This is a genomic window from Microbacterium tenebrionis (genome assembly GCF_903645325.1).
Classification (GTDB): Bacteria; Actinomycetota; Actinomycetes; order Actinomycetales; family Microbacteriaceae; genus Microbacterium; species Microbacterium tenebrionis.
On sequence record NZ_CAHJXQ010000020.1, the window covers coordinates 1 to 12,261 of the forward strand.

General features: G+C 67.1%; 12 protein-coding genes. 7 read left to right on the top strand and 5 right to left on the bottom strand.

Annotated features, from left to right (window positions below):
- Positions 1 to 926 (top strand): SGNH/GDSL hydrolase family protein (locus tag HWX58_RS14695; protein WP_508619507.1); only part of this gene is annotated, 926 nt, incomplete at its 5' end.
- A 185-nt stretch (positions 927 to 1,111) separates the two neighbouring features.
- Here the strand turns inward: HWX58_RS14695 and HWX58_RS14700 are convergent.
- Positions 1,112 to 1,855, bottom strand: a complete 744-nt coding sequence (locus HWX58_RS14700) for a putative endonuclease domain-containing protein (RefSeq protein ID WP_175989002.1) — start codon at positions 1,853 to 1,855, stop codon at positions 1,112 to 1,114.
- A 741-nt stretch (positions 1,856 to 2,596) separates the two neighbouring features.
- On the opposite strand from HWX58_RS14700, the gene rplM reads away from it, so the two are divergent.
- The 3 genes from rplM to glmM are packed head-to-tail and all read left to right on the top strand — an operon-like array spanning position 2,597 to position 4,919.
- A complete protein-coding gene (gene rplM, locus HWX58_RS14705; protein ID WP_175989006.1) occupies positions 2,597 to 3,043 on the top strand; it encodes a 50S ribosomal protein L13 in 447 nt (148 codons plus the stop codon).
- Positions 3,044 to 3,069: 26 nt separating this feature from the next.
- Positions 3,070 to 3,552: a 30S ribosomal protein S9 gene (gene rpsI, locus HWX58_RS14710; protein ID WP_175989008.1), complete on the top strand. Its 483-nt coding sequence runs from the start codon at positions 3,070 to 3,072 to the stop codon at positions 3,550 to 3,552.
- A gap of 8 nt (positions 3,553 to 3,560) precedes the next feature.
- The gene (gene glmM, locus HWX58_RS14715) at positions 3,561 to 4,919 is read left to right on the top strand and encodes a phosphoglucosamine mutase (protein WP_175989010.1); all 1,359 of its coding nucleotides are present in this window, start codon (positions 3,561 to 3,563) and stop codon (positions 4,917 to 4,919) included.
- A 523-nt stretch (positions 4,920 to 5,442) separates the two neighbouring features.
- Here the strand turns inward: glmM and HWX58_RS14720 are convergent.
- From HWX58_RS14720 to rfbA, 3 genes are read right to left on the bottom strand one after another with little or no spacing between them, the layout of a single operon-like run.
- Positions 5,443 to 6,849 carry a sugar nucleotide-binding protein gene (locus HWX58_RS14720; protein ID WP_175989012.1) on the bottom strand — a complete coding sequence of 469 codons (1,407 nt, stop codon included), beginning with the start codon at positions 6,847 to 6,849 and terminating at the stop codon, positions 5,443 to 5,445.
- Positions 6,849 to 7,844, bottom strand: a complete 996-nt coding sequence (rfbB, locus tag HWX58_RS14725) for a dTDP-glucose 4,6-dehydratase (protein ID WP_175989014.1) — start codon at positions 7,842 to 7,844, stop codon at positions 6,849 to 6,851. Before rfbB ends, HWX58_RS14720 begins: the two co-directional genes overlap by 1 nt.
- Positions 7,841 to 8,713 carry a glucose-1-phosphate thymidylyltransferase RfbA gene (gene rfbA / locus HWX58_RS14730; protein ID WP_175989016.1) on the bottom strand — a complete coding sequence of 291 codons (873 nt, stop codon included), beginning with the start codon at positions 8,711 to 8,713 and terminating at the stop codon, positions 7,841 to 7,843. The genes rfbB and rfbA overlap by 4 nt, the downstream gene beginning before the upstream one ends.
- A gap of 201 nt (positions 8,714 to 8,914) precedes the next feature.
- Between rfbA and HWX58_RS14735 the strand changes: the two genes are divergently transcribed.
- Positions 8,915 to 9,709 (top strand): phosphatase PAP2 family protein, encoded by a 795-nt coding sequence (locus HWX58_RS14735; RefSeq protein WP_175989019.1) that lies wholly within the window; start codon positions 8,915 to 8,917, stop codon positions 9,707 to 9,709.
- Here HWX58_RS14735 and HWX58_RS14740 read toward each other — a convergent pair.
- Positions 9,636 to 11,372, bottom strand: coding sequence for an ABC transporter ATP-binding protein (locus HWX58_RS14740; protein ID WP_250646288.1), 1,737 nt, complete (start codon positions 11,370 to 11,372; stop codon positions 9,636 to 9,638). The genes HWX58_RS14735 and HWX58_RS14740 overlap by 74 nt on opposite strands.
- Before the next feature lie 245 nt (positions 11,373 to 11,617).
- Here HWX58_RS14740 and HWX58_RS15305 point away from each other — a divergent pair, with 245 nt between their 5' ends.
- Both HWX58_RS15305 and HWX58_RS14745 read left to right on the top strand, forming a co-directional pair.
- Positions 11,618 to 11,740, top strand: coding sequence for a hypothetical protein (locus HWX58_RS15305; protein ID WP_284690617.1), 123 nt, complete (start codon positions 11,618 to 11,620; stop codon positions 11,738 to 11,740).
- A gap of 50 nt (positions 11,741 to 11,790) precedes the next feature.
- On the top strand, positions 11,791 to 12,261 hold a 471-nt coding region (locus HWX58_RS14745; RefSeq protein ID WP_217703007.1), incomplete at its 3' end, for an asparagine synthase-related protein.

The window sequence follows — 12,261 nt, forward strand, 5'->3', positions numbered from 1 at the left end:
TCGTCCTGACGCTCATCGCCACGCAGGGCTTCGGCCCCGAGGCGGGTGTTCCGGTGTGGGCGGGAGTGACGGCGCTCGTACTGTCGGTGGGCGCGGCGGCGGTGTCGTACCGGTTCGTGGAGACGCCGTTCCGCCGTTACGGGTTCCGGCACGCGCTGCGCGGGCTCGGCCGCGGGATCGCAGGCGACCCGGTGAGCCGGTTCGTCGGCGTCGGTGCTCTGGTGGTCGCGCTCGTCGGGGTCGGCGGTACGACCGCCGCGATCGTGAACGCGCCGCACACGACCACCGCAGCGGCGGCGATCGGGCGCGGAGAGGATGCGCTGAAGTCGGCCGAGACCCCCGTGCCCGACCCCGTGCCGGAGAAGATCGCGGTCCCCGAGGGCGGGGAGATCACCGCGGTCGGCGACTCGGTCATGCTCGCATCCGCGCCGTCATTGCTCGAGGAGTTCCCTGGGATCGAGGTCGATGCCGAGGTGTCGCGTTCGGTGTGGGCGGGCCCCGAGATCCTCCAGCACCTGGAGGACGCGGGAGCGCTTCGGCAGAACGTCGTCGTCGCGCTCGGCACGAACGGACCCGTCGACTCGGATGTGCTCGAACAGATGTCGCGGATCGCCGGGCCCGAACGCAACCTCATCCTCGTCAACGCGCATGCGCCGCGCGACTGGATCCCCGGTGTGAACGCCGAGCTCGCGACCTTCGCCGCACGGCACCGGCACGTCTGGGTGGCGGACTGGTCGGGAGACATCGCGCCTCACGAGGACCTGCTCGCCGGCGACGGCATCCATCCCGGCAAGGCCGGAGGAGACGTGTTCGCGCGGTCAGTAGAGATCGCGCTCGAGCAGATCGAGAAGGATCGCATCCGTGCCGAGAAGGACTTCGACAAGGCGCCGACCGGTCGCGCCCCGCGCATTCCGTTCCCGGAGTAGGAGCGCGGCCGGCCTCCCCGGGCCGAGGTGTCATGGATGGCGGTCATTCGGCCTCCCACGCGACCATTCGTGACCCCTCTGCCCCCGGCAGCCGGCAAGTGCGCGCGAGGGGTCGCGAATGGCGGGTGTGCCGCGGCGTTGGTGACCGTCTGCGACCCTTCGTTCCGGAGATTCAATCGAGACCATCAACCGTCCCAGCCATGACGTCGGAGTGCTGACATCACGATCGAGACGGCCGGGGGATGCCGACCGCGGATATGCGCGGAAGTGAGGCGGACGACCTCCAGACCCGCGGCCGCGTACGCGTGATACTTCTCCATGTCGCGGAGCCACTGCCGACGCTCCGTGCGATGATGATCGCCCTCGACTTCGACCACCACGCGGTACTGGCGGAAGACGAACTCGGAGATGCCCAGCAGCTCGCCGCTCGGCCCGCGGATCTCGAGGTCGAGCTCCGGTGTGGGGAGACCCGCCGCCTCGGCATCCAGGCGGAAGTCTGTTTCCAGCGGCGACGAACTGCCGACACGGATGAGATCCAGCACTGCCCCGATGTGCGCCGTCGATCGTGGTCGGGGACCGGCGTCGGCCGCTGCTCGCAGATCGGAAATGGTGGCGAGAGCCTGGTCAGGATGCCGGCGACCGTACTCATCGCGAGGGATCTGGACGAAGGCGTCCCCGATCGCGATGAGCTCGCGCGGTGTGACGTCCCGCGCCAGCATCGCCCAGGTGGATGCCGGAGTCGACAACAGAAGTCCTTCATGGGTCGTCGTCGCAGCGAGATGCGGAGCGACCTTGCGGCCACGCACGCCTGCGGCGCGCGGCGCGCGTCGAGGCGAGAACACGGCGACCTCGAGATCGCCCGGATGGTTGATCCATGCGTCGTAGGCGACTGCCGCGGTGCGACCGCAGAAGAAACTCTCCTCCGGCATGACAGTGGCGTAGGCGCGCATATCGTTGAGCACCCTGCGTCGTTGTGCGCGACGCTGTGCGTATGCGCCTGTGTCGGTGGCTGCTTCTGCTTCAGCATGAGCATCCACATCCCTGCGGCGGCGAGCACCGTGGAATGGCGAACTGAGATCGTGCGCACGCAGTCGTGCGCGCGTGATTCCTTGTTGCGCTGCCTGCGTCGTCGAGAACTCGCCGTCGAGTCCGACAGGCAGCGGTCGTGGAGGGCGAGACATGTCACCAGCATCTCGACGGCGGCGGTCATGTGCGTGCGGTGCCGCCGCGACCCGGGGACAACTCTGGGAGCGAAGACGAGTGTGCACAGAAGTCCCATGACGGAAGACCCGGCGCACGAGGTGACGTGAACGGCGGTTGCGTTGCGAAGATGGCGACCACTTGCGACCCCTCCGGGCTCGCGACGACGCGCGGTTCGGCGCGAGGTGGCGCGTATGGCGGTGTTGTTGCGCGGATGGCGTCCAATTGCGACCCCTCGGAGGGAGGGGAGAGGGCGGGGGCGCGGGCGAGTGAGTAGCGCGCGGCCGGGCGGACGATTGGCGCAGGCGGGCTGGATGCCGTAAGCTATCGCTTTGGTGCCGACTGCGTGCACCGCGAACGTGAGCCCTCCACTGGCGTGTTCCGCTTCGACAGCTCAGCGAGTGTGGAAGAGAACCACCCCGGAGTGGGATTCACGAACCTCTCCGTTCGATCAAGAAAGCAGCACTATTGTGACGCGCACATACACCCCGAAGACCGGGCAGGTCCAGCGTGACTGGGTCGTCATCGACGCCACCGACGTCGTTCTCGGCCGCCTGGCCTCGCACGCCGCAGCGCTCCTGCGCGGCAAGCACAAGCCGACCTTCGCCAACCATGTCGACACCGGCGACTTCGTCGTCATCGTCAACGCCGACAAGGTCGCCCTGACCGGCCAGAAGCTCCAGAAGAAGATGGCCTACCGCCACTCGGGCTACCCGGGCGGCCTCACCGCGACGAGCTACTCCGAGCTCCTCGAGAAGAACCCGGTCCGCGCTGTCGAGAAGGCCGTCCGCGGCATGCTCCCCAAGAACAGCCTCGGCCGCCAGCAGCTGTCGAAGCTCAAGGTCTACACGGGTGCCGAGCACCCGCACGCCGCGCAGCAGCCGACGCCGTACACCCTCGACCAGGTCGCCCAGTAAGCGCCGCAACGACTAAGGACATACTCGTGGCTGACATCGAAACCACCGAAACCCCGCAGAACTACTCGACCTCCACCCCGGAGAGCGCAGCGACCGAGACGGCTCCCCGTCCGGTGCTGAACGTCTCCGGCGCTGCCGTCGGTCGCCGCAAGCAGGCCATCGCCCGCGTGCGCGTGGTCCCCGGCTCGGGCACCATCACGGTCAACGGCCGTACGCTCGAGGACTACTTCCCGAACAAGCTGCACCAGCAGCTGATCAACGACCCGTTCAAGGTGCTGAACCTCGAGGGCGCGTACGACGTCATCGCACGCATCTCCGGCGGCGGCGACTCGGGTCAGGCAGGGGCCCTGCGCCTCGGTATCGCTCGTGCGCTCAACGGCATCGACGTCGAGAACAACCGCCCGACCCTGAAGAAGGCCGGCTTCCTCTCGCGCGACGCGCGCGTCATCGAGCGCAAGAAGGCCGGTCTCAAGAAGGCGCGCAAGGCGCCTCAGTACTCGAAGCGCTGATCCCGCAGATGCCGCTCTTCGGCACGGACGGCGTGCGAGGGCTTGCCAACGGCATCCTCACCGCCGATCTCGCGCTCTCCCTGGCCCAGGCGACTGCTGTCGTCCTGGGCCAGGGCCGCACCGCAGAGGCCCGCAAGGCGCAGGGCAAGCGGCTCTCGGCAGTCGTCGCCCGCGACCCGCGCGTCTCCGGTGAGTTCCTCGTGGCCGCCGTCTCGGCCGGCCTCGCAGCCTCCGGCGTCGATGTCCTCGACGCGGGTGTCATCCCCACCCCGGCGCTGGCGTTCCTCGTCGGCGACCACGACGCCGACTTCGGCGTGATGGTGTCAGCATCGCACAACCCCGCGCCGGACAACGGGATCAAGATCTTCGCTCGCGGCGGCGTGAAGCTCCCCGATGTCGTCGAGGAGCGCATCGAGGCCGCGATGGCGGGGGAGAAGCTCCTCCCCACCGGGGCCGGCGTCGGTCGCATCGAGCGCTTCTCCGACGCCGAGGACCGCTACAAGCTCCACCTGCTCGGCTCGCTGCCGCACAGGCTCGACGGCATCCACGTCGTCCTCGACTGCGCGCACGGCGCAGCATCCGGGGTGTCGCCCGAGACCTTCAAGGATGCCGGCGCGACCGTCACGGTGATCGGTGCCGACCCCGACGGTCTCAACATCAACGATGGCGTCGGCTCCACCCATCTGAACAACCTGGCCGAGGCCGTCGTGCGCCTCGGCGCAGACATCGGGATCGCCCATGACGGCGACGCCGACCGCTGCCTCGCCGTGGATGCCGAGGGCAACATCATCGACGGCGACCAGATCATGGCCATCCTCGCCGTGGCGATGAAGGAGCGCGGTCACCTCGTCGAGGACACGCTCGTCGCCACGGTCATGAGCAATCTCGGGCTCCACATGGCGATGCGCGAGAACGGCATCACCGTGCGCCAGACCGCCGTCGGCGACCGCTACGTGCTCGAGGACATGAACCAGGGCGGCTTCTCCCTCGGTGGAGAGCAGTCCGGCCACGTCATCATGAGCGAGTTCGCGACAACGGGCGACGGCGTCCTCACCGGACTCCACTTGGTCGCCGAGATGGCGCACAAGAAGAAGTCGCTCGCAGAGCTCGCCGCCGTGATGACGGTGTACCCGCAGGTGCTCGTCAATGTGCGCGGCGTCGACAAGGACCGCGTCGCCGACGACGAGGGCGTGCAGGATGCCGTCGCCGATGTCGAACGCGAGCTCGGAGATTCCGGTCGCGTCCTGCTGCGCAAGTCGGGGACCGAGCCGCTCGTCCGTGTCATGGTCGAAGCGGCGGATGCGGAATCCGCCCAGGCGTACGCCGAGCGCCTGGCCGACATCGTCAAGGAGCGGCTTGCGCTTTAACCCGCGCTGATCGGGGAGAAGTGCAGAACGTATACCAAGCGGTGCACCGGCTCCGATAAGCCAAGATCACGGAAATGTAACGAGTCTTTCTCGTGATCTTGTTGGCGTCCGGGAGCGCGAATATGCTTACCGCACTTGCACCGAACGTAATCCGAACGTCGGGGCAGGCGGGGACGGAATGCCGCGGGCCTTTCCTGGGGAGGCGCGAGCACATTCCTGAACCATCAGGGTTTTGGGGACCCCTGGGGGAGGAAAAGACGTGAGTTTGTTGGCTTCGCGCAAGGCGCGCGTCGTCGCGGTCGGCCTGCTGGCCGGACGCTGACGAGAACAGGGTCGCGACAGCGGCAGGGCTTGTCAGCACCAGCGGTCGAGGAGGAGCATCACCGGGGAGAGCAGCGCACGACGTTGCGGGATCCTCCCGGCGATCGAGGCACCTCCGGCCAGCGACTCACGATCTGAAGCCGACGGTGAAGTCGCGTCCGGGTCAGCGCACGAACTGCAGAGCCCCGTCGGCCTCACGCGGTCAGCGTGCGCGTCCGAGTTCTTCGACGTAGGTGCGCAGCGCGCTGTCGGCGTCGGTCGGTGTGAACCCCGCACGGGTGACCTTGTCGAGGTCGAGCATGCTGTTGCGGGGTCGTGGTGCGGTGGGCCCTGTCGCGTTCGCGTAGTAGGCGTCGGTGGTGACGGGTGTGATGCGGGCGGGGTCATGGCCCAGGTGCTGGTAGACGTCGCGGGCGATGTCGGCCCAGGTTCGTGCGGGCCCGGTTCCGGTGAGGTTGTAGGTGCCGTGCGGTGCGCGGGTGCCGAGCAGGTGCCGGATGCCGGCGGCGATGTCGCTGGTGACGGTGAGCCGTCCGTGCTGGTCGTCGATGACGGTCGGGTCGATGCCGCGTTCGGCGAGGTTCGCCATGGTGCGGACGAAGTTGTGGCCGTCGCCGATGACCCAGGACGTGCGGATGATGTAGTGGCGAGGGGTGGTCGCGGCGGCGAGGTCGCCGGCGGCCTTGGTCTGCCCGTAGACACCGAGCGGGCTGACCGGTGCATCCTCGGTATAGGCGCCTTCGCTGGTGCCGTCGTGGACGTAGTCGCTGGAGATGTGCACGAGGGTGATGCCGTGTTCGGTGGCGATGCGGGCGAGCGCAGCCGGTGCGGCGGCGTTGATCGCCCAGGCGTCCCTGCGTCCGTCGGGGGTCTCGGCGGTGTCGACGGCGGTGTAGGCGGCGGCGTTGATGATCGTGCCGTAGTCGCGCCAGTGGCGGGCATCCGCGAGGCCGGGGCTGGTGATGTCGAGAGCGGTGCGTGTGGCGTACTCGATGTGCGACGCGTCACCGAACTCGGCGTGCAGGGCCCGACCGACCTGCCCGTCCGCGCCGGTGATGAGGATCTTCCGCGGCGGGACCGGCGTGACGTCCGCGAGCCGCGGGTGCGTCTTGTCCTTCTCCGAGATCTCCACGTCGGTGAGCGGGATCGGCCAGTCGATGCCGGCCGTCTCATCGGCGAGGTTCAGGTTGGCGTAACGGGCATCCGCGGACCAGTGGTCGTTGACCAGGTACGTGTACGCGGTGTCCGGCGCGAGGGTCTGATACGAGTTGCCGACGCCGCGGGGCACGAAGATCGCCCGTGACGGATCGATCTCGGTGGTGAACACGGCCCCGAAGGTGGGGCCCTCGCGCAGGTCGACCCAGGCACCGAAGATCCGCCCGGTGGCGACCGAGACGAATTTGTCCCACGGTTCGGCATGGATGCCGCGGGTCGTGCCGACCGCGTCGTTGAACGAGATGTTGTTCTGCACCGGGCCGAAGTCCGGAAGACCCGCCGCGACCATCTTCTCGCGCTGCCAGTTCTCCTTGAACCAGCCGCGCGCATCCCCGTGCACGGGAAGGTCGAACAGGAGCAGCCCGGGGATCGGCGTGCGCGTGATCGACACCATCACTGACCCTTTCCGGCGTAGAAGGCTTCGGTGGCGTCCTTGGACGGCGCCCACCACGACTCATTGTGGCGGTACCAGTCGACGGTCGCCGCGAGCCCCGCTTCGAAGTCCGCGAACCGCGGGGCCCAGCCCAGCTCGCTGCGCAGCTTCGTCGAGTCGATCGCGTAGCGCAGGTCGTGCCCGGCCCGGTCGGTGACGTGGTCGTACGCATCCGGCTGCTGCCCCATCAAGGTGAGGATCATCTCGACGACGTCCCGATTGCTGCGTTCCCCGTCTGCGCCGATCAGGTACGTCTCGCCGGTCCGGCCCTTGTCGAGGATGGTGAGCACGGCGGAGGAGTGGTCATCGGCATGGATCCAGTCGCGCACGTTCTGCCCGGCCCCGTACAGCTTCGGGCGGATGCCGCGGAGCACGTTCGTGATCTGCCGGGGAATGAACTTCTCCACATGCTGGAACGGGCCGTAGTTGTTCGAGCAGTTCGAGATCGTCGCCTGGACCCCGAACGACCGCACCCACGCGCGCACGAGCAGATCCGACCCCGCCTTCGTCGACGAATACGGCGACGACGGGTTGTACGGGGTGGTCTCGGTGAACCGGCCCGGGTCGTCGAGCTCCAGATCGCCGTACACCTCATCCGTGGAGATGTGATGGAACCGGGTGCCGTGCCTGCGGGCGGCCTCCAGAAGCGTGTACGTGCCGACGATGTTCGTGTCCAGGAACGGCCGCGGATCATCCAGCGAGTTGTCGTTGTGCGACTCAGCCGCGTAGTGCACCACAGCATCCGCCCCGGCGAATAGTTCGTCCACCAGCGCCGCATCCGTGATGTCGCCGCGCACGAACCGCACCCGCTCCGACGGCAGCCCCGTCAGCGACGCGCGGTTGCCCGCATACGTCAGGGCATCCAGCACCGTCACCGTGTGATCGGTGTGCTCGACGACGTGATGGACGAAGTTCGACCCGATGAACCCCGCACCCCCGGTGACGAGCAGTCTCATCGGTCGCCCCGCTCCAGCAGTCCCAGCAGATACGATCCGTACCCCGACTTCACCAGCGTCTCGGCCCGGGAACGCAGCTCCTCATCGTCGAGGAACCCCTTCCGCCACGCGACCTCCTCCGGCACCCCGATCTTCATGCCCGTCCGGCGTTCCATCGTCCGCACATAGTCGGCGGCATCCGTCATCTGGTCGAACGTCCCGGTGTCCAGCCACGCTGTCCCCCGCGGCAGCACCTCCACCTGAAGCTTCCCGCGCTGAAGGTACTCTCGGTTCACGTCCGTGATCTCGTACTCGCCGCGCGCACTCGGCCGCAGCCCCCGCGCGATCTCGACCACATCGTTGTCGTAGAAGTACAGCCCCGGCACCGCGTAGTTGCTCTTCGGAACGTCCGGCTTCTCCTCCAACGACACCGCAGCACCGGCATCATCGAACTCCACCACCCCGTACGCGCCCGGCTCCGCGACCCAGTACGCGAAGATCGCCCCGCCTTCGATCCCGGAGAACCGGCACAGTTGCGTGCCCAGCCCCGGCCCGTACAGCAGATTGTCGCCGAGCACGAGCGCCACAGCATCCGGCCCGATGAAATCTGCACCGATCGTGAACGCCTGCGCCAGACCGTCCGGCGACGCCTGCTGTGCGAACCGGATGCTGATCCCGAACTGCGACCCATCGCCCAGCAGTCGCTCGAAATGCGCCGCGTCATGCGGCGTCGTGATCACCAGCACCTCGTCGATCCCCGCCAGCATCAACGTCGACAACGGGTAGTACACCATCGGCTTGTCGTACACCGGAGCCAACTGTTTCGACACACCCAGCGTGATCGGATGCAGACGCGTGCCGGAACCGCCCGCGAGAATGATCCCCTTCATGAGAACTCCCCAGTCTCATCTGCGCACTCCCCAGTGCGCACTCCCAGTGCGGACAGACTTCCCCGATTCGACCCGCACGGCACAGCGTAGTGGAAGACGCGCTTCCGCGCACAGACATCCTGGGGCACAGGGGCACTTGCGGGGCGCGGCTTCTGTGCCACCATGGAGACCCACAGCTTCGCTTGCCTTCGAGGAGGACATGTGCGCATCGCCCTCGTGCGCAGTGTCGCCGCCGCCCTCATCTTCGTGGTGGTCCTCGTGTTCGCCGTGCATAGCACGTTGGGGCAGCGCCTCGACGAGGCTACTCTCGGTGCGCTGACGTGGTCCCCCGCGGGTGAACTGCTCGGCGAGCTGCGGACCACAGGGTTGATGCTCACCCTGGTGGCGTTCGGCCTGGTGGTGATCACGAGGTTGATCGGCGGTCCGAGAGCGGCGACAGTCCTCCCGGCAGCCGCCGTGATCGTCGTCTATGCGGTGTGCGTCTTGTTGCGCGATGCCGTGATCGTCCGTCCGGACTGGGGGCTCAGCGCCTACGACGCGAACACGCTTCCGAGCGCGCACGCGGCGGTCGCGGCCATATGCGTGGCGGGTGTCGCACGCCTCGTCCCCGACAACCGGCTGGGGAGGTTATCGGTCGTCTTCGCAGCGGGTTGCGCATTCGTAGCATCCGTCGGGTCTGTCGCATCGCACGCCCACAGGATGTCGGATGTCCTGGCCGGACTGCTTCTGGCCGTCGTCGTCGTGCCCTGGCTCAGCCTGTCCTCGCGGTGTCGGCCGCGGCCGACACCGCACTGGATACTGTGGAGCCTGACGATCTGGGCGCCCATCGCTGGGCTCGCGGTGGTCACGGCCGTGAGCCCGACGTGGCCCCTCGTATCGTCAGCCGCACTCGTCTGGATGTGCGGCTCGTTGATCGCCCTCATCACGTGCTGGGCCCGGATGCCGTCTCCTCGCCCGGCGCCTCGTCCGCGAGATACGCCGACGCCTGAAGCCTGAATAGTTCCGCATACACGCCAGACTGTCTCATCAACTCATCGTGCGAGCCCGACTCGATCACCCGGCCCTGATCGAGCACATAGATGCGATCAGCGTTGCGAACGGTCGAGAAACGGTGCGAGATGACCAGGGCTGACCGACCTCGCAGAGTCTCGCGGAGCGAGGCGAACAGATCGTACTCGGCCCGCGGATCGAGCGCGGCCGACGGCTCGTCGAGGATGACCAGAGGAGAGTCCTTGTAGAACGCCCGCGCGATCGCGACCCGTTGCCATTGCCCGCCGGAGAGATCCTGACCGCCATCGAAGAGCCGGGTGAGTGTGGTGTCGTAACCGTCTGGGAGCGAATCGATGGCTGCAGCCGCACCGGACGCCTCGGCGGCGCGCTCGACCTCGGCCTGATCGACCTCGACGTCCGGCCGTCCGAATGCGATGTTCGATCGTGCGTCCACGGCATAGCGTACGAAGTCCTGGAAGATCACGGCGGTGCTTGCCCGCACGGTGCTCGACGTCGCCGGAGTCACAGGCATGCCATCCCATCGAATCTCCCCTGTGGACGGCTCATACAGTCCGGCGACCAGCTTGGCGAGAGTCGACTTTCCCGATCCGTTCTCTCCGACCAGAGCGACGATCTCTCCGCGACCGATCTTCATCGATACGCCGTCGAGAGCCGGTTGCTCCTTACCCGGGTACGTGAACTGCACGGCGTCGACGACGATGCGGTCGAATTCGAGAGGTTGGGTAGGACCCGAGCCCGAATCCTCGGCCGGCTTGCGGGCGAGGAAGTCCTGCAGATCGTCGATGAAGAGACCGGATTCGAAGATCGACTGCACACCGCCCATGACCGCCTGGACCTGCGAAGCAAGCATCCTCACAGCGACCAGCGCTGCACCGGCCTGAGCGACGGTGACCGCCCCGTCGGCGATGAGCCAGACGAGTACGAGCAATGTCGCGACGAGTGCCAGGGCCGACAGGCCCTGACCGGTCGCGTTGAGAAGCCCCCGCCGCTTCAGGTGGACTGCCAACTGACGAAGATACGTGTCGTACAGTGAGTCGTATCGCGCGCGAAGAGTTCGCGGGAGCCCGTACGATCGCACCTCCTTCGCCTCGTCCCGGCCGGTCAGCAGTAACGCCATATACGTCCGCTGCCGTGTCTTCGTGGTCTGGTCCACGTTGAAGGCATACTCGCGCCTGCTCTCCCAGCGACTCGTGAACAGCAGTGGGATGGCCCCGACCAGTAGAAGCGGGAGCAGCAACGGGCTGAATCCGAAGAGCGCGGCACCCAGACCAATGCCCGCGGCGAGAGCCCCGACGCAGCCGATCAGTCCGTTGGTCACCTGCAGCGGTCGTGTCAGCGCGCTTCCGCGCACGCGTTCGAGGTGGTCGAAGAATCCCGGATCCTCGTAGGAGACCAGTCCGACCCGGGTCGAGACATCGAGGATCTCGCCCCACATGTGGCGAGAGACGGATTCCCCGACGAACCGCCCTAGCGAGTTCTGAACAGATCCGACGACCGCACTCGCCGCCGTGAGTCCTGCCAGGATCAGGACCGGTGCTATGACAGCGCGGGCGCCGCCGGTTTCGACGGAGAGGATGGCGTCGAGCACCCACTGGACCGAGAGCACCTGAAGCGCAAGAATCACGGCGTTCACGATCTGGAATGCCATGAGCCACGAGAAAGCAGCTCGAGCCGATCCCCATACCATCCGCAGGCTGAAACGCACCAGTTCATGCAGGCGGCCGACGCTGCGTCGGGTCGGAGGAGGGCTGCGGTCTGCCATAGCCTGAGCGTAGCGGGAGGCGCGCGAGAAGCAATGCACGAAAAAGACTGGACGCGCCTTGCGAACCCTGATACTTTCCTCGTATCGCACGGGGCTTTCCCGGGCGATATCAGTTGATCTGGGGAGTCAATATGTCCTACGAGGCGCCTTTCATCAAGTCGGTCGGCAGCATCGCCGACCTCACCCTCGCGGAAGGCGGACACGGTAACGACGACCGTTTCCTGTTCTTCACCTGGGGCACCGAGGTTTCCTGAACCTCTCGAGTGATCCCCCCGCAGTCATCTAGCTGCGGGGGGATCACTCTGTGGCTGAGCAGATGAATGCTCCTTCCTACATCAGGCTGTCGCAGCGGGAACTCGTCCACGGATCCCCGCTGACCGTCGGCCGCTCCGCAACGGACGGCCGGGCCTTTGCGCCGTCCCGTGATCCGCGGGCCGCGCTCGATCAGGCGATGTCGACCGCATTTGCGCGCGAAGACGTCTTCGTGTCGTTCTCCGGCGGACGCGACTCGTCTGCGGTGCTCGCGCTCGCCGTCGACTTCGCTCGGCGCCACGGACGGCCCGATCCCGTTCCCGTGATCCTCAGGTATCCCGGTCACCCGGACGCCGACGAGACCGAGTGGCAGACAATAGTACTACGCCACCTCGGATTGACGAACGAGATCGTTCACGAACGCCGTAAACCGCAGACCTACCTCGACGACGAGGCCAAACGCAGCCTGCGCGAGCGCGGACTGCTCTGGCCGGCCGCGCTGCACCTCGACCACGTCGTGTTC

Bases quoted from the DNA above. Each gene is read 5' to 3' on its own strand.
- HWX58_RS14700 (WP_175989002.1), bottom strand. From the start codon at position 1,855: ATGCCGGAGGAGAGTTTCTTCTGCGGTCGCACCGCGGCAGTCGCCTAC.
- HWX58_RS14740 (WP_250646288.1), bottom strand. From the start codon at position 11,372: ATGGCATTCCAGATCGTGAACGCCGTGATTCTTGCGCTTCAGGTGCTC.
- rfbA (WP_175989016.1), bottom strand. From the start codon at position 8,713: ATGAAGGGGATCATTCTCGCGGGCGGTTCCGGCACGCGTCTGCATCCG.
- HWX58_RS15305 (WP_284690617.1), top strand. From the start codon at position 11,618: ATGTCCTACGAGGCGCCTTTCATCAAGTCGGTCGGCAGCATCGCCGAC.
- glmM (WP_175989010.1), top strand. From the start codon at position 3,561: ATGCCGCTCTTCGGCACGGACGGCGTGCGAGGGCTTGCCAACGGCATC.
- rfbB (WP_175989014.1), bottom strand. From the start codon at position 7,844: ATGAGACTGCTCGTCACCGGGGGTGCGGGGTTCATCGGGTCGAACTTC.
- HWX58_RS14720 (WP_175989012.1), bottom strand. From the start codon at position 6,849: ATGGTGTCGATCACGCGCACGCCGATCCCCGGGCTGCTCCTGTTCGAC.